Raw genomic sequence first — 24,744 nt, 5'->3', positions numbered from 1 at the left:
TTCCTTCCCGTCAGGTGGACTGGCGACGGACAGGGTGCGGGCAGGCGGTGCTCACTCAACAGATCATTTCCCTGCCCGTTCCCCGCCGCTCTGCCGCCCGCCGGGCCGGCCGGCGCCCGCGGCATCGGAACGGCGGCGCCCACCAGTTCGGCACCCGTTTCCCCGGCAACCTCCCCATACCGGACTCGAACCTGTTCGGCCTCTTCCTCGTAGGTCGGTGCGAGAACGCCGAGGCTGACGCGGAGTCACCGCTCATCCAGATGGCGTCGGCCCCGATCGGGCACGGACTGTGGAGCGCGCTACGGAGAACAAGATGCCGGGTAAGACCGACGACCTCTGGCTCGGGGTCCTCGGACCGCTGCTCGTCCGGCGGGCGGGGCAGGTCCTGGACGTCGGGCCGCCCAAGCGCCGGGCTCTCGCTCTCCGCCTCCTGCTGGAGGACGGCCGTGCCGTGTCGACCGACCGGCTCTGTGAGGACCTGTGGCCGGGGAAGTCCCCCACCCGCGCGGTGCCGTCCCTGCACTCCCACATCAGCCGCCTGCGGGCGGTTCTGGAGCCGGAGCGTCCCGCGCACGGCAAGGCCGGGGTGCTGATTCGCGAGACCCGCGGCTACGCCCTGCGGGTCCCCTCCGACGCTCTCGACAGCGTCCGTTTCGAGCAGGCGGTCGCGCGCGCCGGAAGGCTGCTGGCCGACGGCGCGTCGCGCCGGGCGTGCCGGGAGATCGAGTCGGCTCTGTCCCTGTGGCGCGGGGCGCCATTGGAGGACGCGCAGGACTACCTGTTCGCCGCGCGGCAGACGGCGCGGCTCAACACGGCGCGGGTTGCCGCCGAGGAGCTGCACATCTGCGCGCTGGTGCAGGACGAGGACCTGCACCGCGCGGTCGGTGAGGCGGAGGCCCTGATCGTCCGGCACCCGCTGCGCGAGATCACCTGGGCGCTGCTGATGTGCGCGCTGTATCTCACCGGGCGCCACGCCGACGCCCTGTCGCGCTTCGAGGAGTTGCGCAAGAGCCTGGCCGAGGAACTGGGTCTGCGGCCCAGTCCGGGACTGAGTGCCCTGCAGGAGGCGATCCTCCGGCACGACCTGGCCTTCGTCCGGCGCATGGCACGGTCGGTGCTCGTCCCCGGCTACGACCAGGACACCTCGCCCGGTTCCGTGGACGCGGCCGATCCGGCCGTCCGGATCCGACGTCCCCCTCCGGATCCACCCACAGGGAACACAAGCACCACAAGCACCAGGGACACCGCGCACACCATCAACGCCATCGGCGGGCTGCTCCGCGCCTCGCCCCTGGTCTCCCAGCCGACGCTGCGGCCCGCCCAGCTTCCTCCCGAGTCGCCGCTGTTCACGGGCCGGCGCAGAGAATTGGAGTCACTGCACGCGGCCCTGCGGGACACCCAGCAGAAGTGGACGGCCCCGCCGGTGATCCTGGTCGGCGGGGTTCCCGGAGTGGGCAAGACGACCCTCGCCCTGCGCTTCGCCCACCAGGTCGCGGGCCGCTTCCCCGACGGCCAGCTCTTCGCCGACCTTCGCGGCTTCAACGCCGGCGGCACGGCCCGGGACACCGCCGAGGTGCTCCAGGAGTTCCTGACCTCGCTGGGCACGCCGCCGTCGGCGATCCCCGCCTCGGTGAGCCACCGCACGGCGCTGCTGCGCACCATCCTGGCCCGCCGCCGCGTCCTGCTCTTCCTGGACAACGCGCGCGACGAGGAGCAGGTCCGTCCGCTGCTGCCCGGCACGCCGAGCTGCATGGCCGTGGTCACCAGCCGAAACGAGCTGCATGGCCTGCTCGCCACGGAGGGCGCCCGGTCCTTCACTCTGCCTGTGCCTCCGGTGGAGGAGGGCCGGGCGATCCTGACCCGGCGGTTGGGGGCGACACGGGTGGAGGCCGATCCCGAGGCCACCGAGGAGATCGTCCGGCTCTGCGCCGGGCTGCCCCTGGCCCTGGCCATCGCGGCGGCCCGGGCGACCCTGCACCCCGAGTTCCCCCTTCGGGCCCTCGCGGAGGAGATGCGCGCCAGCGAGGGCAGCCTCGACGCCTTCTCCGGCACGGGCGACAGCAGCGACGTACGCGCCGTCTTCTCCTGGACCTACCGTGCGCTGTCCCCGCAGGCGGCGCGCCTGTTCCGGCTGCTGGCGCTGCACCCGGGGCCGGACATCTCCACCGCGGCGGCGGCGAGTCTCGCGGGGCTGCCGGTGTCGCAGACCCGCGCGGCGCTGACCGAACTCACCCGCACCCGGATGCTGGCGGAAGACTCGGTGGGGCGCTTCGCCTTGCACGATCTGCTGCGGGTGTACGCCGGCGAGCTGGTCCGGGAGCAGGAGACGCCATCCGCGCAGACCGCGGCGCTGCTGCGGACCTACGACCATTACCTGGACGCCGCGCACACCGGCGCGCCCAGTCTGTGCCACATCCCGGTCAGCCCGGGCCCACCGTCGACGGCCGGCACCGTGCCGGAGCGCCAGGCCGGGACCCGGGAAACCCTGCGGTGGTTCGAGGCCGAGGAGCACGTGCTGCACGCCCTGCTGCGCCAGGCGGCGCGGGACGGGTTCCACCATCACGCATGCCGGCTGGCGTGGTGGCTCCAGGGTTACCTGGACGCCGGCGGACGCTCCGCCGAAGCCGTGGCGGTCCTGTCCGTGGCACTGGACGCGGCGCGGGCCGCTGGCGACGCGCGGGAGCAGGCGAGGCTGCACCGGGCGCTCGCGGGCTGCCTGGGGAGAACCGGCAGGTACCGGGAGGGCCTCGCCCATCTCGACCGGGCGGCCGATCTGCTGGAGCACGTGGACGACTACTTGGAGCACGCGTGGCTGCACCTGTCGTTCGGGGCGCTGCTGCACGCCACGGGACGTGACGACGCTGCGCTTCACCGGGGCGTCGAGGCGTTGCACATGGCGCGGGAGCACGGCGACCTGGTGACGGAGGCCGACGCCTGCAACTCGGTGGGGTGGACGCTGTCCGTGCTGGGCCGCCCCCGGGAAGCGCTGGCATACTGCCGCCGGTCGGTGGCGGGGTTCCGCCGGGCGGGTGTCACGCAGCGGGAGGCGTACGCCTGGGACAGCCTCGGCCATGCCCTGCACCGGCTGGGCCGCCACCGCTGGGCTGTCGGCTGTTACCGCACCGCCCTGCGGCTGTTGCGAGCCTGTGGTGACACCTACACCCCCGTCGGCACGCTGGTGCGCCTGGGCGATGCCGGGCGGGCCGCCGGGGACGCGACGTGCGCTCGGCTGGCGTGGGAACGGGCGCTCGCGCTCGCGGAGAAGCAGCCGGACGCGCATCCGCTGGATGAGATCCGCGACCGGGTCAGGAGCCTGGCGGCAACCGGCCGAACCGGTGACTGAAAGGAACTGCCGCGCGGGGTGAACCGCGAAGTGCGCGCGGGCGTAACACTGGATGGCACCCAATCGGTGCTCCCAACGGCCTCACGTCCAAACCCCCCGCGGACGTGGGGCCGTTTCCGTGCGCCCGGGCGTCTCACGTCAGCCGATGAGCTCGGCGAACCGGCGGGCGTCGATGTTGCCGCCGGAGACGATGACTCCGACGCGGCGGGGCAGCGGCTCGATCCGGCCCGCCAGCAGCGCGGCCAGGGGCGTGGCGCCGCTGGGTTCCATGACCGTCTTCATGCGCTCGAAGGCGAAGCGCATGGCGTCACGGATCTCGTCGTCGCTGACCAGGACGATGTCGTCCACGAGCTTGTGGTTGAGGGAGAAGGTGAGTTCGCCGGGGATGTCCGCGGCCTGTCCGTCGGCGATGGTGCGCGGCACCGGGACGGAGACGCGCCGCCCGGCCTCCAGCGAGCGCTTGGTGTCGTCGCCCTGCTCCGGCTCGACGCCGATCACGCTGATGCCGGGCAGCAGGCCCTTGGCGGCGGTGGCGCTGCCGGCGATCAGTCCGCCGCCGCCGACCGGGACCACCAGGGCGTCGAGGTCACCGACCTCTTCGATCAGTTCGAGGGCGGCGGTGCCCTGGCCCGCGATGACGTGGGGGTGCTCGTACGGCGGGATGAGGGTGAGCCCGCGGTCGGCGGCGAGGGCCTCGCCGATGGCGACACGGTCTCCGGTGTAGCGGTCGTAGGTGACCACTTCGGCGCCGTAGCCGAGCGTGGCCTCGACCTTGGAGCGCGGGGTGTCCTCAGGCATGAGGATGACCGCGGTGGTGCCGAGTTCGCGGGCGGCCAGTGCCACGGCCTGGGCGTGGTTGCCCGAGGAGTAGGCCGCGATGCCCCGTGCCACCTGCTCGGGGGACAGCCGGGAGGCCGCGTTGTAGGCGCCGCGGAACTTGAAGGCGCCGATGCGCTGCAGGTTCTCGCACTTGACGTGCACCTCGGCACCCACCAGGGCGTCCAGGGTGCGGGAGCGCAGCACGGGAGTGCGGTGCGCCACTCCCTCGATGCGCGCGGCGGCGTCCTGTACGTCGTTCAGGGTGACCGTCATGTTGGTTCTCCGTTTCGATCGGTGTCCTGGGGCCCGGTGCCGTCCTGGTGCGGCGCGAGGGGGGTCTGTCTGGCCTGGGCGAGGTAGTTGTAGGCGGAGGCCCGGGAGATGCCGAGCCGTTCGGCGACCCGCTGGGCCGCGCCGCGGACCGCGAAGACGCCGTCGGCGTCCAGGGCGGCGAACAGGCGCAGGCGTTCGTCGCGGTCGAGGGCGCTCCAGGTCTTGCCCTGGCGCAACTGATGCGTGTCGACGAGGGAGTCCACCACGGAGTCGATGTCGTTGCCGAAGGTCGTGGTGGGCACTGGGGCCGGCTCGGCTACGCCGGCCAGGCCCGCGATCAGGACGCCGGCCTGCTGCACGGCGGTGACATCGAGGTTGACGCACAGCGCACCGAATACGGTGCCGGACGAGTCGCGCAGCACCATGGTGGAGGACTTGAGGAGCTTTCCGCTCTGGGTGCGGGTGACGTAGTTCAGCTCGTCGGCGGCCTCGTCCCCGCGGGCGACGAGGCCCATGCCGATCTCACTCATCGCCCCGCCCACCTGGCGTCCGGTGACCGAACCGGCGATGGCCACGACCGAGCGTTCGGGACGGCGGAAGTCGTGGACAACCACTTCACAGAAGGACCCCAGTGTCGCGGCGAGGCCGTCGGCGACCGGGGCCAAGGCCGCAAGGATCGCGTCCTGCTCCCGCGCCCGCTCCACAGGCGGCATCACGCGGCCCCGACGGCCGTCCGCACGCGGGCAAGCGCTTCGATCTCCACGCAGCCTCCGTACGGCAGCGCCGCCACGCCGACGCAGGAGCGGGCGGGCCGGGGCCGGTCGAAGAACTCCCCGTAGGCGGCGTTCAGCCGGTCCCGGTCGGCCACGTCGGTCAGGTACGCCACGACCTGGACCACGTCGGCGCGCGTCGCGCCGGCGGAGCGCAGTGCCGCGTCCAGGTTGCTCAACGCCTGGGCGCACTCGGCCTCGAAGCCTCCCGGCACGAGCACCCCAGGCTCGCTCACTCCCAGCCGCCCGGAGACCGCCACCAGGTCTCCGCTGCGGTAGGCGACCGAGTACGGGTGATCCTCGGTCTCGCTCAGATCTGTGTGCGGCATGTCCACGCCTCTCGATGACAGGTGCAGTCGACTCTGCAAGTCGCTAGATTTAGAATCTAACACCTGGACTGAGATTCCAGAACGTGGAAGAACCCCAGGAAAAGAGAACCAGCGGCTTTGAACCGGGTGGACCGGCTGGACGTTGGACGGGACAGGAGGTCCCGCCGCCGCTCGCCCCCGGACGGGGGCGGGACCTCCCGCCCCCGCCCCGGTGGCCGCCGGGGCAGAGGGCGGCCCCGCTCAGCCCACGGCGGCGGCGGTGAGGGCCGCGGCCCGCGCGAGCAGTGGCTCGTCCGCCGGCGCCTCGGGGTCCGGCCGGGTGGACAGGACCGCGAGCACGACCGGCTCCCCCTTGGGCGTCCAGGCCACTCCCACGTCGTTGGTGGTGCCGTACTCCCCGGTGCCCGTCTTCTCCGCGACCGTCCAGCCCTCGGGCAGGCCCGCCCTGATCCGGTTGTCCCCCGTGGTGTTGGCCAGCAGCCACCCCGTCAGGCGTTCCCGGTCCGCGGGGGCGAGCGCCCGGGTGAGGACGAGCCGCGCGTACGTCTTGCCGATGGCGAGCGGGGAGGTGGTGTCCGTGACGCGGCCGGGCTCGGCCGAGTTCAGCTCCGGCTCCCAGCGGTCCAGGCGGGTCACGTCATCACCGAGCGAGCGGCAGAAGCACGTCACGGCGGCCGGGCCGCCCAGCTCGCGCACCAGCAGGTTCATGGCAGTGTTGTCGCTGTGGGTGATGGTCGCGGCGCACAGATCGGCGACCGTCATGCCCCCAGCCAGGTTTTCGGGGAGTCCGGTCACCGGGGCGTACCCGGACCGCTCGATGTCCTCGGCGCCGTACCGGACCACCTTGGCCAGGAAGCTTCCGTCCCGGTCGAGGTCCCGGAGCACTGCCGCGACGGCGGGCGTCTTGGCCACCGAGCAGATGGGGAACCGTTCGCCGGCCCGGTGGCGCACCGTCCTGCCGGACACCGTGTTCCAGGCGAACACCCCGAGGCGCGCACCGTGCCGGCGTTCCAGGGCCCGCAGCGCTCCCACGACTCCGTCCCGCCGCTCGGCGGCGTGCACCCCGGACACCGCGGACCCCCCGGCGAGGGCTGCGCCGGCACCGGCGAGGAGCAGTGAGCGACGGCTCCAGGTCTTCGTCGTACTTGATCGCACGTGTCGTCCTTTCCCGAACTGCGGCAGCGACCGGGCCGGACCCGGCCGTCCGTGAACGGACACGGACTCGCGTGCGCGACTGCCCGCCGGTTCCACGCTGGCTGCGGGCGGACAGTTCACCGGTACGCCGGACTTCCGGAGGCCCTTGACACCGGAAAGGGCCCATGAGCAGCAATGATATGAGAAATTAATCGAACTGCCATTGATATCGGTCTTGGACTGATCGGCCCTCGTAGTGGTCTGCTCTGCCCATGCCACTGTTGACGACCGCGGACGAGCGGCGTGACCGATTCATCCGTGACCTGTACGAGCAGCACGGACGATCGACGCTGCGGTACGCCGCCCGGCTGCTGGGGGGTGACTGGCACCGGGCCGAGGACGTCCTCCAGGAGGCGGCCCTGCGCGCCTGGAAGCACGCCGCCGCCCTCGGCCTGAACGCGTCCCAGGTCCGGCCGTGGCTGTGGACCACGGTGCGCAACCTGACGATCGACCATCACCGGGCCGAGAAGCGGCGGCCGGCGGACTGCACGGAACTCGACACCCTCGACCTGTCCGTGCCGGACGAGACCGACCGGCTGCTGCGCGGCCGGCTGGTGCTCGACGCCCTGTCCGACCTGACCGAGCAGCAGCGGCAGGTGATCTGCCTGCTGTACTACGGCCAGTTCAACGCCGCACAGGCCGCCGAGCACCTCGGGATACCCCTGGGCACCGTCAAGTCACGGTCCTACTACGCACTACGCGCCCTGAAGCGTGCGCTCGAGATCCGCGGTGCGCTCGTCGACGTCAGCTGAAGAGGGAGTGGTTCCACTCGGCCTTGTCGGTTTTGAGCAGGGGGTAGTGGTCCTGGACGAGCCCGACGGTGCCGTCGAGCCAGCCGACCAGGGACCAGCTGTGGTACTGGCTCTCGATGACGTCCCAGTCCGGATCGGCAGGGTTCCCGACGGCCCACTGCTGGCCCTGGTCCTGCGAGGAGCAGGACGAGAGGTAGATCGGCGGGTTGCCGGAGCCGGTGTCCAGGCACTTGTTCAGCGCGACGTTGCGCAGCCTCTGGACGGGCCCGTTGATTGCGGTCGCCTCCCAGAGGGCGGCGGCGTTGAAGGTCGAGCAGGTGCCCTGCGTGACGGTGTGGGCGCCCGTGGCCGCGTCCCAGACGGTGACGAGGCACTTGCCAGTGGCCCTGTTCTGGATCGTCGACAGGCTGCCGGCGGCAGTCGCGGGCGTGGTCATCGCGGAGAGCGCGGTGGCTACGCCCGCGGCGGCCAGCGCGATGGAGAGGTACTTCTTCATCCGTGTCCTTGCTGATGCGGCGGTGTCCCGCCCTGCGGCGGGATCACGCGCGGACAGATGCCGCGCAGACACTGCTACGGCTGGCGACGGACCTAGGTTCGAGGGACTTCGTACGGACACGGTTCACGCCGCGAGCAGTGCCCTACCGGTGGCCCTCGAGCCCTTCGGACAGCTCCCGCAGACATGCCGAGACCGGTCCGAAGGTGACGAGACCGCTCTGGGCGCCCGCCAATTCCGCTTCGGCCGGTTGCAGTTGGTGCACCGCCCGGCGCATCGTGCCGTGGTCGCCCACCGCCGTGGCCGCCTTGCCCACCACACACCACAGGGCCTCGAGCATGAGGTCGCGCGGCGGCGAGGCGATGCCCTTCAGCGCCGCGCGCGCCGCTTCTCTCTCCCCCGCGCTGACCAGGAGCCACGGGCGCACCCATCTCTCGTAGGGTCCCCAGTCGGCGTCGACGGCGTCCTCGGGCAGGGCGACACCGTGGGACAGGTACAGCCCGAGCCGGGCCAGCGGCAGCAGCCCGTCGCGCAGCCCCGGCATCCCCGCGCCCTCCAGGGCGGCGTCGGCCTGCCGGTACGCCTCGTCGGCCGCAGCGAGCGGACCGGTCAGGGCCGTGCGCAGGGCCCGGTACCAGGTGGTGAAGACGCCTACGAGCGGGAGGCCGTAGCGCTGGGAGAGCCGGTCGGCGGCCACCGCGTGCTGTTCGGCCCCGGCGAGGTCGGACACCGCGCAGCGTGACTGGAGACGGATGAGGTGCCCGAGGACCTCGTACGTCACGAGGTCGTTGCGCTGCGCCAGGGAGACGATCTCGGCGCCGACGGCGTCCCGCCGGGGGGACAGCCCCGCGCGCTGGAAGGTCTGCATGAACACGCCGTTCAGCGCGAAGGCCAGCAGCGGCCCGTCCTCGAGGCCGCGCGCGAGCTGCTCGGCCTGCCGGGCCGCCTGGTAGGCGCGGGCCCGCTCGCCGGAGGCCGCCTGTTCGGCGGGGAGGGTGCCGCGGGACTCCACGGCGACGGTGGCCAGCAGCCGGGCGCGGGCCGGGTCGTGGACGCCGGCGGGCAGGAGCCGCAGGGTGCGTTCGGCGGCGTCGACCAGCCACTGGGCCTGCTCGGGGTCGTCGGAGCGGGTCCAGACCGCCGGCACGTCGTAGATGCCGATGACGCGGGCGGTGAGTTCCGGGTCGCCGAGCTGCTCGGCGGCCGCCACGGCGGACACCCGGTGGCGGCGGGCCGCCTCCAGGCCCCCGCCGCCGGTGACCGCCAGGTCGCGCATCAGCCCGGCGGTGGACTCCAGCCGGGCCCGCGCGTACGAGGGGACCGCGCGCTCGTAGGCCGCGGTGGCCTCCGCCCAGACCTGGGCGGCCGTACCGCCCGGGCCGGGATCGAGGTGGCCGGCCTGGCGCAGGACATCGGTCTCCAGCCGGCGCAGTTTCGGTCCCGGGTCGATGCCCATCTGCTCGCCGAGCAGGCGGCGGGCCCGCCGTAGGACCGAGAGCGCGTCGCTCTGGCGTCCCGACCGGTAGAGCGCCAGCACCAGCAGGTACCAGCCGTCCTCGCGCCAGGGGTGTTCGGTGACGTAGGCGTCCAGGTCCGGGACCGCCTGAGCGGCGGCGCCCAGGGCGATCTGCGCCTCGGCACGGCGCTCCACGGCCTGGCAGTTCAGTTCCCCCAGCCGGGAGCGTTCCGCGCGCACCCAGTCGGCGTCGTCGAGACCGGCGTAGGCGGGGCCCCGCCACCAGCCGAGCGCCTCGGTGAGGCGGCTGACAGCCTCGGCGGGCGGCAGTTCGGCGGCGGAGGCGATGGCCCGCTCGAAGCGCCAGGCGTCCACGTCCTCCTCCCGCGCCTTCAGGGCGTAGCCGGGCCCCTCGGTGATGAGCAGCCGCGGTTTGGCGCGGGGCGGCCGGTCGGGTTCGAGGGCACGGCGCAGCGCGGCGACGAAGGTGCGCACGGCACTTACCGCGTCCGCCGGGGGCTCCTCCCAGATGTCCTCCACGATCCGCGCGACAGGGACGACACGGCGGCGCGCGACGAGGAGCCGGGCCAGCACCGCCCGGTGCTTGGGACCCTTGAGCGCGACCGGTTCCCCCTGCGGGTCCCAGGCGGCCACCGGCCCCAGGACGCCCAGCGTCAGGCTCATCGCCGCCGTCCGTTCAGCCGGGGAATCACGAGGTCAAACGTACCGCGTTCATCGGTTGCTCATTCGCCGCCCGCAGGCTTCGGACATGGAGGAGCGACCGGCCCCCGGCCGTCGCCCCAGCGGACATCAGTAACGACTCACCAGAATCGAGCGGCACTATGGCACCCACCATCCCGGACTTCGAATACCGGCGCGTCACCGTCGCCGAGGGCGTGTCCCTGAACGTGGCGGTCGGCGGATCGGGCACTCCGATCGTCCTGCTGCACGGCTTCCCGGAGACCCACCTCATGTGGCGGCACGTCGCCGCCGACCTCGCCGCCGACCACACCGTCATCGTTCCCGACCTGCGCGGCTACGGCGATAGCGACAAGCCGCTGGAGGACGGTCCGGACACCTACTCCAAGCGGACCATGGCCCAGGACGTCGTCACGCTCGCGAAGCACCTCGGGCACGAGCGCTTCGCCCTGGCCGGCCACGACCGCGGCGCGCTGGTCGCCTTCCGTGCCGGTCTCGACCACCCGGATGCCATCACCCACCTGGCCTGCCTCGATGTTCTGCCCACCCTGGACATGTGGGAGGCACTGCACGGTGTCACAGCGGCCGTCGGTTTCCACCTGTACCTGATGGCCCAGCCGCCTGGCCTGCCCGAGAAGATGATCCAGGCCAGCTCGGACGAGTTCTTCGGCTACTTCTTGGACGTCTGGGCCAACAACCCCGACGCCGTCCCCGCCGACGTGCGGGAGGCCTATCTCACGGCGTGCCGCGAGGCCATCCCGTCCATCGTCGCCGACTACCGCGCCTCCGCCGGCATCGACGTTGATCACGACCGTGCCGACCGTGCCGCGGGCAACCAGCTCGCCATGCCCGTCTCGGTGCTCCAGCAGGACTGGGGCGCGGCCCTCGGTTACGAGGCCACCGCTCTGTGGGGTGCCTGGGCACGGGATCTGGACCACTCCACCGTCTCCACCGGCCACTTCATGGCCGAGGAGGCCCCGCAGGACATCGCGGAGGCGCTGCGGAAGCTGCTGGCCCGCTGACGGTGCGCGGCGGGCGGGGTACCGCCCGCCGCACGGCCTGGGACCGGGCCTGGCTCACTGCACGCGCAGTTCCCAGGCACGGGTGCTCATCCGCAGGAACACCAGGCTGACCAGGGTGATCACCACGGTCGCGGTGACCGCTCCCCCGGCCAGCAGCCCGAGCTGCCCCCAGGGCACCTCCACGACGGCCTGCACCCGCTCCGCCGTGTGCAGCGAGGAGTGGGCCTGTGCGTAAGCGGCGTCCTGGCAGGCGCTCGCCGGGTCGCCCGGCAGGGGCGTGCAGCGCAGCGCCTCCAAGGGCTGCGTGTCGTTGGCGCCGGGTACGGCCAGCCGCGGCAGCAGGATGCCCACGGCGACCGCCAGCAGGACGGTGGGCACGACCGGCGTGAGGATCTGCCAGCCCAGGGCCTTGGACAGGACGGTGCGCGGGGTTCCGCAGGCGACCAGTGAGGCGAGGGTGCGCCGTCGGGCCGTGACCCCGTCGGCGAACGCCACGAGCAGACCCATTGCCGCGATCGCCGTCGCCCCGATCACCGCGTAGCCGACCAGTTCGTAGGCGCGCTCGTAGAACTCCGTGCCGGCCGGCACGTACGGCTCCCCGAGCAGTTGGCTGTAGCGGCGCAGGTTCTCCTCGTCGGCGCGCTCGGTGGCTACCGTGAGCGCCGAGAGCCCTGCGGCGGCGGCGCCGGCGATGAGGGCGACCATCATCGCGGAGAAGGTACGGCTGCCGGACCAGGGGTCGGCCATCAGCCGCCGGCCGGCCAGGAGCGTGGCGGGACGCTGCGCGAAGCGGTGCAGGAGCCGTCCGGCGGTGTGCGAGATCCACCCCGTGCCCCACACGACGCCGACAGAGACGGCGAGGACGCCCGTCACGATCAGTGCCCCCATCACCAGGGTGGGGAGGTCGTCGGTGCGGGGGCGGTGCGTGAAGTAGCGGTGGGCGGGCTCGACGAGCGCGCACAGGCCGAGGCCCGTGAGGACGAGCACTCCCGGTATCGGGCCGGGCCGTCCGGTGCGCACGCGGCGTACGACACCGAGCGGGGTGAGGGTCACCCGGCGCAGGGCGAGAGTGGTGAGCGCGGTGACGAAGAACGGTACGCCCGCTGCGACGAGTACGAAGGCGACGGGGTGGGGCAGGACGTCCGTGGGCAGCGGGCGGCGCCCGTCGGGACCGGGGGCGTCGAGCAGGACGCGGCCGAGGAAGTAGGCGCCGAGGCCGGCCAGGGTGCCGGCGACGGATGCCAGGGTGGTCTCCGCCGCCGCGATGCGTACCACCTGGCGCGGGGTCGCCCCGGCCATCCGCATCGCCGCGAGCCGCCGCTCGCGGTCCGGTGCTCCGAGCCGGCCGCACTGCGCGACGTAGGCGAGGACGGGGACGCTGAGCAGCAGGATGCCGAAGGCGACCCCGGGGCGCAGGCCTTCCTCGACGAGCAGGTCGTTGGTGTAGCCGGCGGCGTGCTGTCCGGTCACCGCGAAGACGGTGGCTGCGGCCAGCAGGGTCAGGGTGGCGAGGGCGGCGCCCAGGGCTGTCAGGGCGGTGCGGATCTGGTCCGTGCGGCCGCCGGCCAGTGCGAGCCGGACCACGGTGAGCGGCCTCAACGGAGGTTCCCCTGACTCTCGATGGACGTCAGGGCGTCCCTTCCCCCGTGCGGGAAGTGGTCGTCGGACTCGACGGTGCCGTCGCGCAGCCGGACCTCGCGGTCGGCGTAGGCGGCCACCGTGGCGTCGTGGGTGACGATGACGACGGACATGCGCCGGCTGCGCGCGGCTTCCACCATGTGCCGCAGGACGACCTCGCCCGCAAGGGTGTCGAGCGCTCCGGTGGGCTCGTCGGCGAACAGGATCTTCGGGTCGGTCACCAGGGCGCGGGCGAGTGCCACCCGCTGCTGCTGCCCGCCGGACATCTCGCCGGGCAGCCGGTGCGCCATCTCGGCCACGCCCAGCCGCTCCAGCCACTGCCGGGCCGTCTCCTCGGCCGGGCGCCTGCCGGTGCCGCCGAGGAGGAGGGGCAGCGCGGCGTTCTCCACCGCGGACAGGTCCGCGACGAGCTGCCCGAACTGGAACAGCACGCCGAACTCCGTGCGGCGCAGCACCGAACGCCGGGACTCGCCGCAGGTGTCGATACGGGTGTCGCCGTAGTGGACGGATCCGGACTCGGGGGTCAGGATGCCGGCCATGACGTGCAGGAGTGTCGACTTGCCGCATCCGCTCGGTCCGGTGACGGCGACGATCTCGCCCTCCCGTACGCCGAGCGAGATGCCGCGTACGGCCGGGGTGTTGCCATAGGTCTTCACCACGTCACGGGCTTCGAGGATCATGAGCGCACCTCCTGGTGCAGTTCGGTGACGCGATCCAGGGCGCTCTGCATCCAGCGCAGGTCGGCGTCGAGGTGGGAGATGGCCAGGTCGGCGGCGAGCACGTGAGCGATCGGTGTGTTCGGGGCGGTCTTGAGCGCCGTCAGCGCGCGCATCCGGGCGAGGTGGGCGGCGCGCTGGGCCGCGAGCTGGCGGCGGGCGGCGGCCTCGTCGTTGACCAGGAGGGTGATGACGACCTTGGCCAGCAGGACGTTGGACAGGTGCGGCGCCGGTGGTTCCACGCGTGCCAGCCACGCGGCCAGTGCCTGCCGTCCCTCTGGGGTGACTTGGTAGGCCGTGCGGTCGGGACCGCCGGCGCGGTCGTGGCCGGCCTCGGCCACCATCCCGTCGCGTTCGAGACGGCCGAGGGTCGAGTAGACCTGGCCGAAGGGCAGCGGTTTGGCGCCCGGTAGTCGTTCGTCGTGTACGAGCTTCAACTCGTAGCCGTGCATGGCCCGTGGCGTGAGCAGCCCGAGCAGCACATGGGGGGTAGACACGCGCCGCACTATTCACTGGGGTAATAGAGGTTGTCAATCGCGGACCCCGCTGACTTCGGCCGTTCACGGCGCCGGGCCCTCGTGCTCTCCGTAGGCGTGAGCGACAATGGACCCTGGTGCCAATGCTGCTCACCGGCACTCGTCGTGTGACGACGGACCGGACTCGGAGGGGCATCGTGGACTGCCAGCACGCCCGTCATGCCATCGCCGCCCGGCTGTTCGGCTCGCTCGACGAGCCGGAACGCGCGGCCGTTGACGAGCATCTCGACAGCTGCGCAGACTGCCGGGGGGAGTTCCTCGAACTCCGCGAGGTACTGCCCGCGCTCGATCTGGTACGGCCTCACGAGGCGGACGGTTTGCGGGTGCCCGATCCGCAGCGCGCCATCGACGCGGCGCGCGCGGCCACGAGATGCCGCCGTTCCGACTGACCCCGCCGTCTTGCCCTCCACGCCGCCCGGAACGCCCGGGAGCAAGGGGTGAACCGTCGGCGCGCGGATGTCGTTGAGTAGGTGGAGCGTACGGACAGCGCGCGAGGACGCCACCGCTCAGCGGTACAGGCGCCTCGCGGGCGAGCCGTGGCCCATTACCCCGCGCGGACGCCGGTCCGCCATCGCTCGCCGGCCGTATGGCGACCGCCAACGGGGCAGCCCTCGTGAGGAGGCCTTGAGTGCATCCGCTCTGCCAGGAGTCTGTGCAGGCTCTCCTCACAGGCGAGTTGACCCGCACCCGCCGCGCGGCTCCCGAGGACCTCGACGCGGTCAACGCCATGCACGCACGGTGCACGGTGGAGTCGGTCATCGGCCGCTACCGCGCGCCGCGCTTCGGCATCCGTCCCGCCGAGTGGGCACGGCTGACCGACCCGGCCACGGGGTCGAGCTGGATCGCGGAGCATCTCGGCGAGCCGGGCCGGGCGATCGCAGTCGCCCATCTGGCGCACACCGGGCGGGACGGGGTGCGGGAACTGGGCCTGCTCGTCCAGGACGACTGGCAGTACCGCGGCCTGGGCACCGCCCTCGCCCAGCACGCGGTGCGGCACGGGTGGCACACCGGTTGCCACACCGTCGTCATCACGACCGGTGCGCACAACGGCGCCATGCGGAGCATCGCCCACCGTCTGGGAGCAGGCGCGCCGATCCGCACGGTAGGTGAATTGGAGTTCACCGTTCCGCTGGCCGGGTACGACGAACAGCCGTACCCGGACGCCTGCTTCACCGCGCCCTGACGGTCGGCCGGCACCGGGCGGCGGGACGGGACTGGAACACCGTTGCCGGCCCGCGCTCATCCCGCTCGCGCCCTCGTACCGCACCGTTCGCACGAGGGCACCTGGAGCGCTGTTCACGGTTCGCTACTCTGTACCCGTCATTGAGTCGCTTCGGTCGCTGAGAGGGTAGGCGCATGCCGGTCGAGCTGCGGTTTCATCGCGCTGCCTCACGGTGCGCCGTGTCGCGGCCCTCAGTCGCTGATCCTCGACCACCGGCCGCCGTGCGACCGTCTCAGGGCCGTCCTCCCCTGCCGGGGCGCGAGTACCCCGCCGGGCGCGGGGCGGCAGTGCGTGAGCGGTCCCGCGCAGGGCGCACGCTCCGCTCGTGGAGGCAACCGTGAACGCGCCGGGGCAGGACAACGCCCTCTTCGAGTTCGACCCGCAGATCGCCGCCGCGCAGATCCTGGCGCAGAGGGTGGCGCCCGCCCCGACCCAAACCGACGGGGCCACGGGCACCGCTGCGGGCGGCGGGCTGCTTCCGGACACGTTGACGGACCGGGGCAACGCGAAGCTGTTCGTGAGGCTGTACGCCGACGACTACCGGCACGTCCCGGGTCTGGGGTGGTACCGGTGGGACGGCACCCGCTGGCTGGCGGACGATGACGACACGGTGCTGTGGGCGGCCGGTGACCTGGCCGAGAGCATCGCCGACACCGACCACCGGGGTCTGTTCACCGCGCAGGCTCTGCAGCGTCACCGGCGGCGCGCGCTGTCCACATCGGGCATCAACGCCATGCTGACGCAGGCCAGGTCGGCGCCCGGCATGGTCCTCAACGCCACGCGCCTGGACGCCGACCCCTATGTGCTGTGCACACCGTCCGGCGTGGTCGAGCTGCGTACCGGCGAGCTGCGCAGGGCCAGCCCCAAGCGTGACTTCCACTCCCGGTCCACGACCGTCGGCCCCCAGCAGATGCCCACCCCACGCTGGCAGCGCTTCCTCACCGACACGTTCGGCGACGACGCGGAGGGCCAGGAGATGATCGCCTTTCTCCACCTACTGCTCGGGTACTCCATCACCGGCGATGTGGGCGGCCAGGTCATGCCCTTCCTGTTCGGATCGGGCAAGAACGGCAAGTCCGTTCTTCTGGACGTGCTCATGAAGCTGCTGGGCGACTATGCCGACGCGGCCCCGCCGGGCTTCCTCATGTCCCGGCCCTACGAGGGGCACCCCACCGACCTCGCGGAGCTGCACGGACGGCGCGTAATCGTCTGCTCCGAGGTCAAGCCGGGTGACAAGTTCGACGAGGCCCGTGTCAAGCTCCTCACCGGCGGTGACCGGATCAAGGCGCGGCGGATGCGGCAGGACTTCTTCAGTTTCGAGCCAACGCACAAGCTGTGGCTGCTGGGCAACCACCGGCCCGAGGTCGGCACCGGCGGTTTCGCGTTCTGGCGGCGCATGCGCCTGATCCCCTTCGAGCGCGTGGTGTCGGACGACCGGAAGATCGACAATCTCGCGGACATCCTTGTCACCGAGGAGGGCCCCGGCATCCTGGGCTGGCTCATCGACGGTGCCCGCCGCTACCTCGGCGGCGAGAAGGAGTTGGGCGGACCGGAACGCGTGCGGATCGCCACCACCGCCTACGCGGAGACCGAGGACCACACGGGAAGGTTCTTCGACGAGTGCTGCGCGCTTGGCCCCGGCCGCAGAACGGAGCAGGCCAGTCTCTACGCGGCGTACCGCGGCTGGTGCCAGAATGAAGGAGCCACGACCATCTCTTCCCGGGCCTTCGCCCAGCGGGCCCGTGACCTGATCGGCCTCGCCTCGCCCAAGGAGATGATCCTGTCCAACTCGCGCAAGTACTACCCGGGCATCGGACTGCTGGCCGACGAGGAGAGGGCATGAGCTCCCTGATCACCGAGGACGAGATCCGACACGAGTGCGAACTCGTCTGGCTGGAGGACATCGACAGCCTCGACTACGTCCGCCAGAGCCTGGACCGGCTCCCCACCCGCGGCGGCCGGCCCGTCTACCACCGCGACGGCCGGATGGTGGGATACGCGGTCCTCGGTACGGCGGCCAAGTCCTCCCGCACCTCGGGGACGTTCCGGCGCCGGGTCTTCTGGCTCCTGCCGCACGACCGCGACAGCGATCCCTGCGGTCTCTACACCACGGGCGCCCCCGCCGAGGCGGTGGACCCGCGCACGCTCGCTGTCGGCGTCAAGGGCAGCAAGACGGAGCGCTCGGAAGGCGGACCGCCCTCCTCCGCGATGCGGGAACTGGGCATCACCCTCCCTCTGTGAGATTCCGGTGAACCGCGGCGCCCCGCTCGCCGTAGTGCGGTCGTGAGTGGCATCGCCACCGACGACCACCGGGCGAGGGACAGGCGTTCGTGCGCCGTCCTGGCCATCCAGGAGGGAAACAGTGAAGCTCAGCCAACGTGTGCTGACCGTCTTCGCCGTCACGGCGATACTCGGGACAAGCGCCGTCACCGCTCACCTCGTTGCCTCACCGTCGGTACGGGCCGAGGACACCGTGCCGGACACCCTGCCCCTGATGTTCAAGAACAACTCGCAGCGGGGCGAACAGCTCTACATCTACGTACTGGGTACCTCCCTCGCCACCGGCCGGCAAGGGTGGGCCGACGCCCAAGGCCACTTCCACGAGTGGCCGGCCGGCGGCGCGGAACCGACCGCCGCACCGGACGCGTCGATCCCCGGCCCGGCGCACGGACAGGCGCTCACGCTGAACCTGCCCAAGCTGTCCGGCCGCGTGTACTTCTCCTACGGACGCAAGCTCCAGTTCGGGGTAACGTCGGGCGGCCTGGTGCAGCCCGCGCCGCAGAACCCGGACGACCCCAACCGCGAGACGCTGTTCAACTGGGCCGAGTACACGCTCAACGACTCGGGGCTGTGGATCAACAGCACACAGGTGGACATGTTCTCCGCGCCGTACGCGGTGGGCCTGAAGCGGGCGGACGGGACCATCCTCAAAACCGGCCGTCTCAAGCCCGGCGGCTACCGTGCCTTCTTCAACTCCCTGGCGAGCCGGCCCGGTGGATGGGACAAGCTGATCCAGACCAGGAGCGACGGCACTGTGCTGCGAGCTCTGTCACCCGGTCACGCCGTCACGAGCGGCCTGCTGTCCCCCGATGTCACGGACGACTACGTCAACCGCGTGTGGGAGAAGTTCGCCACGTCCCCCCTGACGGTCGTCCCCTTCGCACAGCAGCCGGATCTGACCTACGTCGGCCGGGTCTCCGGCGACGTCATGAACTTCACCGACAGCTCGGGACGGCTCGTCACCTCTTTCGAGAAACCCGACGCCGACTCCATCTTCAACTGCCACAAACAATTGGACGCGCAGAACGACCAGGTGCGAGGCCCCATTTCGCGCACACTGTGCGCCGGATACAACCGCGGAGATTTGCTCGACGGAGTGGCGGAACCCGCTCCTCTCTCGAGCCGGTCGGCGCAGGACGAATCCGTGAACGAGTACGCGCGCATCCTCCACGAACAGATGGCGGACGGAAAAGCGTACGCGTTCGCCTTCGACGACGTCGGCACCAGGGAATCCCTGGTCCACGACGCCGATCCGAAAAAGGCCTACATCACTTTGGACCCGATGAACTGAGCCGGCACCGCGACGAAGAGGTGGCCCAGTCCCCTTGCCGGGAGGAGAGGGGACCGGGCCCGCGTGCCGCTGGCTCCGCGGTCCTTGCCGCGTCCTTGTCGCCGCGCGCCGTGCTGCGGTCAGACCGTGGGACGGTAGACCCCGTCCGGATCCTCCTCGGCGCTCGACGCGAACTCGTCGAAGCCCATGTTGCCCACGGTGAGGTTGGCGTGGATCTCGTGGACACCGCCCGGCACCGTACGGAACTCGGTGCCGTACTCGTCATCGAGGGCCTCGTCGTCGGTGTCGTCCCAGCTGACGGTGGTGAGCGCGAGGAGGGCACGGAGCCCGGACCGCATCGTCGTACCGTCGGCGACGAACACCACGCTGAGGGTGTCCCGCAGGGTTTCGTTGGCTTCTATCGCCGCCAGAACCGTGTCCGTGTCGGAATCACCGAGTTCGGGGGCGTCGATGACGCTGTAGGCCTTCGCGGGATCATCATCGAGGGCGGACCTGTCCAGCTCCTCGACGACCTGCCGCCATGCTATTTCGTCAGTGAAATCGGTCCTGACGATCACGGCCGCGTACTCATTGCACTGCGACACCTCGGACAGGGAAACCACCGTGGGCACTCCTCACAACTCGCATGCCAGTGAAGGGAATTTAAGGATATCCCACTGCAATCTTCGGACGGATTTTCAGCGTTCCCGGGGATGGAAGGGACGCTGGGATCCCGCAGAAAGGGCAGCGTCGACAATCATCGCGATTCGGCGTTCCTGCTGGGGGCGTGCCCGCAAGGCTGCCTCCATGAGGAGACCTCGTACGTCTGCCTCAGCACAATGTCCTCCCGGAATCAGGCCTCCTGCGGTGAAAGCCGCCCGGTTGAGTTTTTCCGTGAATCCCGCGCCCTCCGGAACGGCTGCGCAGGCGGCCACCTCCGCGATGAGCGGTTCAAGGACCCGGGCGGCCGCGGCGGGTGCGCGGCGGCGTGAACGCCGCGGTGCCGGCACGGCCACCGGTGGCGTCTCGGCGGGGACGTGCCCGGTCCGGGCGAGTTCGTCCGCCAGCCATCGCGGCAGCGGGGCGGGGCGGCGGGCCGGGCCCACGGGGGTGTAGACACCGGCTGCCGTACGGGTGGTGGGGGCGACGATGTAGCCGTTGTCGGAGCGGACGTCGACCTGCCAGGCGAGCGCCACCTTGGGACTGGAGCCGGCCGAGGACCGGTATCTGGTGGCCGGGTGCGGGTTGCGGTACCAGACGTGCAGTCCTCCGGAGGGTGTCCGCACCCGGAGGGTTCCCTCGTCCTCGGCGGGACTGCGTTCGCCTCGGAGAGCGGCCAGGAGCGCCAGGGTGTCGAAGCCGGTGGCGAGTCCGTTGAGGTTGACCTGCGGGCCGATCGGGATGCCCGGCAGAAGACGGGAGCGGTCGGGGACCAGAGCGGCATGGGCGTCCACGTCGATGACGACGAGATCGGCCGGGCCGCAGGAGACGCCCACACCGAAGCGGGGCTGGGCGGCCCACCAGGCGTCGATGCGTTCCAGCGAGGTGGTGGCGGCGTGGAAGCCGTGGCACCAGCGGCCCGCGGGCAGGCAAGCGCAGTCGGAGGGGACGTGCCGTTGCTGCCTGCAGTTCTCGCAGTTCGCCGGTGGTGTCTTCTGCCGGGGCGCCAGCGGATGGACGGGCCACCCCTCCCTGGCACACCAGCGCGCCACCGCGTGCGCCTCGCCGCGCTTCGACGGGAGAAGGTCGGGCGAGAGCGCGGGGGGAACAGGGGGTTCGCTCACGGCTGGCGTCCTTGTCGCTTCCTCGGTCGGTGGCGCGGTTCGAGGGACTGGACCGGCATCTTCACACGGAAAGGGGGGTCAGCGCCGGGTGCCGCTCACCGGGTCGGCGGTTGCGGGGGCGGGGAGCGGTGTGCCGCTCAACTCGTGCTGCCACAGCAGTTCGGCGACCCGTTCGACGGCGGAGGTGAGGTGCCGGCGGTAGGTGCTGAAGGGCAGGTCGAGGCGTTCGGCCGCCGCCTCCTGCGTGGGCACGCCTTTGAGGTAGGTGGTGACCAGGGCCCGGTACCGCTTGTCCCCACCGCGTTCGCGGGGCAGCGTCTGCACCACGCGCGACAGGACGTCCCCGAGGTCGCCGCCGTTCTGCAGGACGAGGCGGCTGCGGCTGAGGGGATTGGCGGCGAGCGCGTCGGGACGGCGCAGGGCACGCAGGGCGTCGCGCACGGCGGTGTCGAACTCGGGCCGGGACAGCACGGCCAATTCGGGCACCTGTCTCGCGGCGGGGTCGCCGGCCGCCTCCACCGGGCCCTGTGCTCCGGCGAGGATGGCGTCCGTCCTCGCCGCCAGCCACGGGATGACGGGCTGGGCCCGCCAGTCGTGAGCGAACAGACGGTAGGGGTGGCCGCCGACGACCGCGGCGGTCGGCGTCGGAGGCATGTCGAAGTGGGTGAGGTGCTTGTTCCAGAAGCCGTCGTCGCGCATGACGATGTAGTGCCAGGCGAGGCGGTCGGCGCGGAAAATCTCCCCCATGGCCCGCCACTGGGCGAGCGTGGTGGCCGGCGCGGGCCGCTGGTACGTCTGCGGACAGACGGTGAAACGGGCCACGGCCAGGAACTCGTTCGCACGCAGAGGTTCGTGGGCGCGGGCGTGCTCCCAGGCAGCGGCCACCACCGGGTCCACATCGCAGCCCCGCTGGTCGGTCAGCCGGAGCCAGGCCGAACAGCCGATGATCTCGTCGGTGCGGGTGGCGCGGTAGACGCGGAACGCCTCGGGCTGCTGATCGAGCCAGTAGCGGGCGACGGCCGCGGACTCGGGGCCTTCAGCCTCCGCCACGAGGTCCACCACCCGGGCCTCGTCGGAGGGGAGGCAGGGACCGTCGTACACCAGGCCCGCCTGGTTCCAGTCGTGGAACTCGGCCATGTAGCCGTCGGTCCGGTACAGGTAGAGCAAAGCGCCCGTGGCGGGCAGGAGATGTGCGCTGGGAGCCGCGCGCAGCTGCTCGAACAGGTGCTGGTGCAGCTTTTTGTGCAGGGCCGCGAACCCCTCCGGGTCGCGCCAGCGCAGGTCGGCGACGAGGGTCTCGCGCACCACGTCGTGGGGGAACAGTCCGAGGGCGGTGCTTTCGACGTACGGCTGGGCGCGCAGCCAGGCGAACAGTTCGGGTGCCTGCTCACCGAGCAGCGCCCGCAGCAGACTCTCGGAGGTGACGTGGGCGTGCGCGCAGATTTCCAGAGCCTTGCGGTGGTTGTCACTGGGCGCGGGTTCACCGATGAGCTGGGACAGCAGCATGGCGATGACGTCCTGGCTGGGGGACCAGTCGGGCATCGGCCCGTTCGGGTCCGTCGCCCGGGCCGCCGGGTGTTCGGTGTCCACGGCGACGGAGGCGGCCAGCGCGAGGGCGAGCGGGTTGCCGCCGGTGAAGCGCAGGAGCGCCTCGTGGCGGGGGGCGGGCACGCCGCGCGCGGTGAGGAAGGCCAGGGCGTCCCCGGGGGTGAGGTTGCGCAGGGCCACCACGTTGAGGAGGTCCGCCCAGCCCGGGTCGGACACCCACCGGGCGTCGGGCGGGACGCGTCCGGCGACCACGACGACGGCGCCGGCCGGCATCGTGGGCAGGAACTGCTCCCAGAGCCAGCCCTCCAGGCCCTGACAGTGTTCGAAGGTGTCGACCAGGAGCACCGCTTCGGGTTCGCTGACCGCGTCCTTGGCCGCTGCGGTGAAGTCCTCGGGCGTGGGAGGGACCGTACGCCCGTCGACCTCGACCACCAACCGGCCTGCCCGCCGGGCCTCCTGGGCGAAGCGCCGGAGCAGCGCGGACTTGCCGATCCCGCCCGGGCCGTGCAGATAGTGCACTGGAGCGGCACCTGGCCGCTCGTCCAGCGCGCCGCGGAACAGAGCTTGCTCCACTGCCCGGCCGACGAACAGCCGCTCACGCGCGGCGGTCACCCGGCTGGCGAATGAGCCCTGCTGTTCCAGGCTCATGGCTACCTCGCTGCAATTGTCAGTGATCTACGTATGATCCGTGCAGCATACGCGGTCACCCCTGTCGCTCTCGTACGGGTGTGCGGGCCGCTGGCGGCATGGACGTCAGGCCCAAGCCTTCGCGCCCGAAAACGCCCTCCGCCGAGGTTCCCAAGCCCAGGCCGCATTTTGCGGCGGCCTCCGAGGCACCGCCCCTGAGCGGGTGGGCCCTGGCGGCTGCCGCGGGGTTTACATTCACCACCGTTCAGGAGACGCAAGCCGTCTTGTGCAGGGGCGTGTTGGGCGTCACGGACCTGCACCTCACTCAGGCCTGGTCATCAGGTGCGCCGGCTGCTGCGCCGGGGGGCCGGGGGAAAATGGCGGCGCCGGCTCCCCGGCCCGGACGCGGAAACGGCGGTCTCCGCGAGGGCCCTCGCGGAGACCGCCGGGAGGGCCTGGCGGCGCGTGTCCGGATCGTCGTCACGCTTCCCGGCGGGTATCGCCCGTCTTCTGCGCCGACTCGGGCCCCGTGGTCCGCCTGTCCTTCGACGGCACACGGTTCCTGCTGGGGGACGCCCGGCGTCAGCTTCCGTTCGCCTGGGCCAGTGTCGGGTAGTCGGTGTAACCGCGCTCGTCGCCGCCGTAGAAGGAGGCCCGGTCGGGCTCGTTCAGGGGCGCGCCGGCCTTGATGCGGTCGACGAGGTCGGGGTTGGCCAGGGCCGTGGACCCGACGGTGATCACGTCGGCGAGACCGTTGTCGAGGTCCGCCACGCGGATGTCGAAGTCCTTGCCGGGGCGGTTGAGGAGCAGCGCGCCCGGCCACGCGGCACGGATGCTCTTGAGCAGGGTCTCGTCGCCGGTCTGGGCGACGTGCAGGTAGGCGAGGCCGAGCGGCGCCAGGGCGTCGACCAGCGCGCCGTAGAGCTGCGGACCGTCGTCCTCGGTGATGTCGTTGAAGGGGTTCGCGGGCGAGATGCGCAGGCCCGTGCGGCCGGCCCCGATCTCCTCTGCGATCTCGGTGGCGATCTCCACCGCGAAGCGGATGCGGTTCTCCACGCTGCCGCCGTACTGGTCGGTGCGCCGGTTGGCGTTGCTGGAGAGGAACTGGTGCAGCAGGTAGCCGTTGGCGGCGTGGATCTCTACACCGTCCGCGCCGGCGCGGATCGCCGCGGCCGCCGCGCGCCGGAACTCCTGGACGACCTCCGCGACCTCGGCGGTCGACAACTCGCGGGGCTCGGGTATCGGCTGCATGCCCGTGGCGGTGAACATGCTGGCCTCGGGACGCACCGCGGACGGGGCGACCGGCTGGCGGCCGTGCGGCGTGTTGGAGGGGTGTGCGACGCGGCCCACGTGCATGAGCTGGATGACGATGCGGCCCCCGCGCTCGTGAACGGCGTCGGTGACCTGACGCCAGCCCTTGACCTGTTCGTCGGTGTGGATGCCGGGGGTCAGGAGGTAGCCCTGGCCGTCGGCAGAGGGCTGGGTGCCCTCCGTGATGATCAGTGACAATGACGCGCGCTGGGCGTAGTACTCAGCGTTCAGCGCCGTCGGCACGCCTTCCGGCGTGGAGCGGTCACGGGTCATCGGGGCCATCGCCAGGCGGTGCGCGAGGGGGATGCTGCCCAGATCGATGGGGTTCCAGAGGGAGGACATGAGACTCCGATCAGTTATGTGTGGCTGGCCACGAGAATTGAGGATACAGTTATGTGGTCGGCCAAGCAATTACGGCGAGGGCCTCCCCACGCCGTGCTGCCTCCGACCCGCCAAGCCCCTGGTCAACGCGGTTCACGTCTCACCCACGCGCCGTCGCACGCGGAATCCGGCACTGCCGGGTGGCTTTCACCCGGCCCGTCACGAGGGTCCCGCCCACGGCACGTATCACCCACCTGGAGGGCAGCACCATGCAGTTCGGCATCTTCAGCATCGGCGACGTCAGGCCCGATCCGGTCTCGAAGCGCCCCCTGTCCGAGCAG

Annotated in this window: 21 protein-coding genes; 8 read left to right on the top strand and 13 right to left on the bottom strand. The window is 71.7% G+C overall.

Annotation, left to right across the window (positions count from 1 at the left end; translation table 11 throughout):
• Positions 1-313: 313 nt before the first annotated feature.
• Complete coding sequence (locus M8H82_RS30310; RefSeq protein WP_250078276.1) at positions 314-3,343, top strand: BTAD domain-containing putative transcriptional regulator; 3,030 nt, start codon at positions 314-316, stop codon at positions 3,341-3,343.
• Positions 3,344-3,481: 138 nt separating this feature from the next.
• On the opposite strand, the gene M8H82_RS30305 is transcribed toward M8H82_RS30310, so the two are convergent.
• From M8H82_RS30305 to bla, 4 genes are all read right to left on the bottom strand, one after another.
• Positions 3,482-4,435: a threo-3-hydroxy-L-aspartate ammonia-lyase gene (locus M8H82_RS30305; RefSeq protein ID WP_250078275.1), complete on the bottom strand. Its 954-nt coding sequence runs from the start codon at positions 4,433-4,435 to the stop codon at positions 3,482-3,484.
• Positions 4,432-5,148: a transcriptional regulator gene (locus M8H82_RS30300; protein WP_250078274.1), complete on the bottom strand. Its 717-nt coding sequence runs from the start codon at positions 5,146-5,148 to the stop codon at positions 4,432-4,434. Before M8H82_RS30300 ends, M8H82_RS30305 begins: the two co-directional genes overlap by 4 nt.
• Complete coding sequence (locus M8H82_RS30295) at positions 5,148-5,534, bottom strand: RidA family protein (protein ID WP_250078273.1); 387 nt, start codon at positions 5,532-5,534, stop codon at positions 5,148-5,150. The genes M8H82_RS30300 and M8H82_RS30295 overlap by 1 nt, the downstream gene beginning before the upstream one ends.
• 240 nt (positions 5,535-5,774) lie before the next feature.
• Positions 5,775-6,689, bottom strand: coding sequence for a class A beta-lactamase (gene bla / locus M8H82_RS30290; protein ID WP_250078272.1), 915 nt, complete (start codon positions 6,687-6,689; stop codon positions 5,775-5,777).
• Positions 6,690-6,940: 251 nt separating this feature from the next.
• On the opposite strand from bla, the gene M8H82_RS30285 reads away from it, so the two are divergent.
• Positions 6,941-7,480, top strand: a complete 540-nt coding sequence (locus M8H82_RS30285; protein ID WP_250078271.1) for a sigma-70 family RNA polymerase sigma factor — start codon at positions 6,941-6,943, stop codon at positions 7,478-7,480.
• Here the strand turns inward: M8H82_RS30285 and M8H82_RS30280 are convergent.
• Both M8H82_RS30280 and M8H82_RS30275 read right to left on the bottom strand, forming a co-directional pair.
• A complete protein-coding gene (locus M8H82_RS30280; protein ID WP_250078270.1) occupies positions 7,473-7,976 on the bottom strand; it encodes an RICIN domain-containing protein in 504 nt (167 codons plus the stop codon). The genes M8H82_RS30285 and M8H82_RS30280 overlap by 8 nt on opposite strands.
• A gap of 142 nt (positions 7,977-8,118) precedes the next feature.
• A complete protein-coding gene (locus tag M8H82_RS30275) occupies positions 8,119-10,113 on the bottom strand; it encodes a BTAD domain-containing putative transcriptional regulator (RefSeq protein WP_250078269.1) in 1,995 nt (664 codons plus the stop codon).
• Positions 10,114-10,271: 158 nt separating this feature from the next.
• Between M8H82_RS30275 and M8H82_RS30270 the strand changes: the two genes are divergently transcribed.
• Positions 10,272-11,150, top strand: a complete 879-nt coding sequence (locus M8H82_RS30270; RefSeq protein WP_250078268.1) for an alpha/beta fold hydrolase — start codon at positions 10,272-10,274, stop codon at positions 11,148-11,150.
• Positions 11,151-11,204: 54 nt separating this feature from the next.
• Here the strand turns inward: M8H82_RS30270 and M8H82_RS30265 are convergent, their stop codons facing one another.
• From M8H82_RS30265 to M8H82_RS30255, 3 genes are read right to left on the bottom strand one after another with little or no spacing between them, the layout of a single operon-like run.
• Complete coding sequence (locus M8H82_RS30265; RefSeq protein WP_250078267.1) at positions 11,205-12,749, bottom strand: FtsX-like permease family protein; 1,545 nt, start codon at positions 12,747-12,749, stop codon at positions 11,205-11,207.
• Entirely contained in the window at positions 12,746-13,468 is a 723-nt protein-coding gene (locus M8H82_RS30260; RefSeq protein ID WP_250078266.1) for an ABC transporter ATP-binding protein, read from the bottom strand. The genes M8H82_RS30265 and M8H82_RS30260 overlap by 4 nt, the downstream gene beginning before the upstream one ends.
• Positions 13,465-14,001, bottom strand: coding sequence for a PadR family transcriptional regulator (locus tag M8H82_RS30255; RefSeq protein ID WP_250078265.1), 537 nt, complete (start codon positions 13,999-14,001; stop codon positions 13,465-13,467). Before M8H82_RS30255 ends, M8H82_RS30260 begins: the two co-directional genes overlap by 4 nt.
• Positions 14,002-14,123: 122 nt before the next feature.
• On the opposite strand from M8H82_RS30255, the gene M8H82_RS30250 reads away from it, so the two are divergent.
• The 5 genes from M8H82_RS30250 to M8H82_RS30230 all read left to right on the top strand — a co-directional run bounded on the left by M8H82_RS30250 (position 14,124) and on the right by M8H82_RS30230 (position 18,833).
• Positions 14,124-14,429: a zf-HC2 domain-containing protein gene (locus tag M8H82_RS30250; RefSeq protein WP_250078264.1), complete on the top strand. Its 306-nt coding sequence runs from the start codon at positions 14,124-14,126 to the stop codon at positions 14,427-14,429.
• Positions 14,430-14,692: 263 nt separating this feature from the next.
• On the top strand, positions 14,693-15,223 hold the full coding sequence (locus M8H82_RS30245) for a GNAT family N-acetyltransferase (protein WP_250078263.1): 531 nt from the start codon (positions 14,693-14,695) through the stop codon (positions 15,221-15,223).
• Between the two features lie 364 nt (positions 15,224-15,587).
• Positions 15,588-17,105, top strand: coding sequence for a phage/plasmid primase, P4 family (locus M8H82_RS30240; RefSeq protein WP_374211717.1), 1,518 nt, complete (start codon positions 15,588-15,590; stop codon positions 17,103-17,105).
• Positions 17,102-17,503 carry a DUF6009 family protein gene (locus M8H82_RS30235; RefSeq protein ID WP_250078262.1) on the top strand — a complete coding sequence of 134 codons (402 nt, stop codon included), beginning with the start codon at positions 17,102-17,104 and terminating at the stop codon, positions 17,501-17,503. The genes M8H82_RS30240 and M8H82_RS30235 overlap by 4 nt, the downstream gene beginning before the upstream one ends.
• A gap of 121 nt (positions 17,504-17,624) precedes the next feature.
• The gene (locus M8H82_RS30230; RefSeq protein ID WP_250078261.1) at positions 17,625-18,833 is read left to right on the top strand and encodes a beta-1,3-glucanase family protein; all 1,209 of its coding nucleotides are present in this window, start codon (positions 17,625-17,627) and stop codon (positions 18,831-18,833) included.
• Positions 18,834-18,952: 119 nt separating this feature from the next.
• On the opposite strand, the gene M8H82_RS30225 is transcribed toward M8H82_RS30230, so the two are convergent.
• From M8H82_RS30225 to M8H82_RS30210, 4 genes are all read right to left on the bottom strand, one after another.
• Positions 18,953-19,435: a hypothetical protein gene (locus M8H82_RS30225; protein ID WP_250078260.1), complete on the bottom strand. Its 483-nt coding sequence runs from the start codon at positions 19,433-19,435 to the stop codon at positions 18,953-18,955.
• 75 nt (positions 19,436-19,510) lie between these two features.
• Complete coding sequence (locus M8H82_RS30220; RefSeq protein ID WP_250078310.1) at positions 19,511-20,524, bottom strand: bifunctional DNA primase/polymerase; 1,014 nt, start codon at positions 20,522-20,524, stop codon at positions 19,511-19,513.
• A gap of 150 nt (positions 20,525-20,674) precedes the next feature.
• Positions 20,675-22,792: an ATP-binding protein gene (locus M8H82_RS30215; RefSeq protein ID WP_250078259.1), complete on the bottom strand. Its 2,118-nt coding sequence runs from the start codon at positions 22,790-22,792 to the stop codon at positions 20,675-20,677.
• Between the two features lie 561 nt (positions 22,793-23,353).
• A complete protein-coding gene (locus M8H82_RS30210; RefSeq protein ID WP_250078258.1) occupies positions 23,354-24,424 on the bottom strand; it encodes an alkene reductase in 1,071 nt (356 codons plus the stop codon).
• Between the last annotated feature and the right edge of the window lie 320 nt (positions 24,425-24,744).

The sequence above is a fragment of the Streptomyces sp. YS415 genome (assembly GCF_023544665.1).
Classification (GTDB): domain Bacteria; phylum Actinomycetota; class Actinomycetes; order Streptomycetales; family Streptomycetaceae; genus Streptomyces.
The sequence above is the reverse complement of the archived record's forward strand: the minus strand, read 5'-3'. Positions and strand labels throughout refer to the sequence as shown.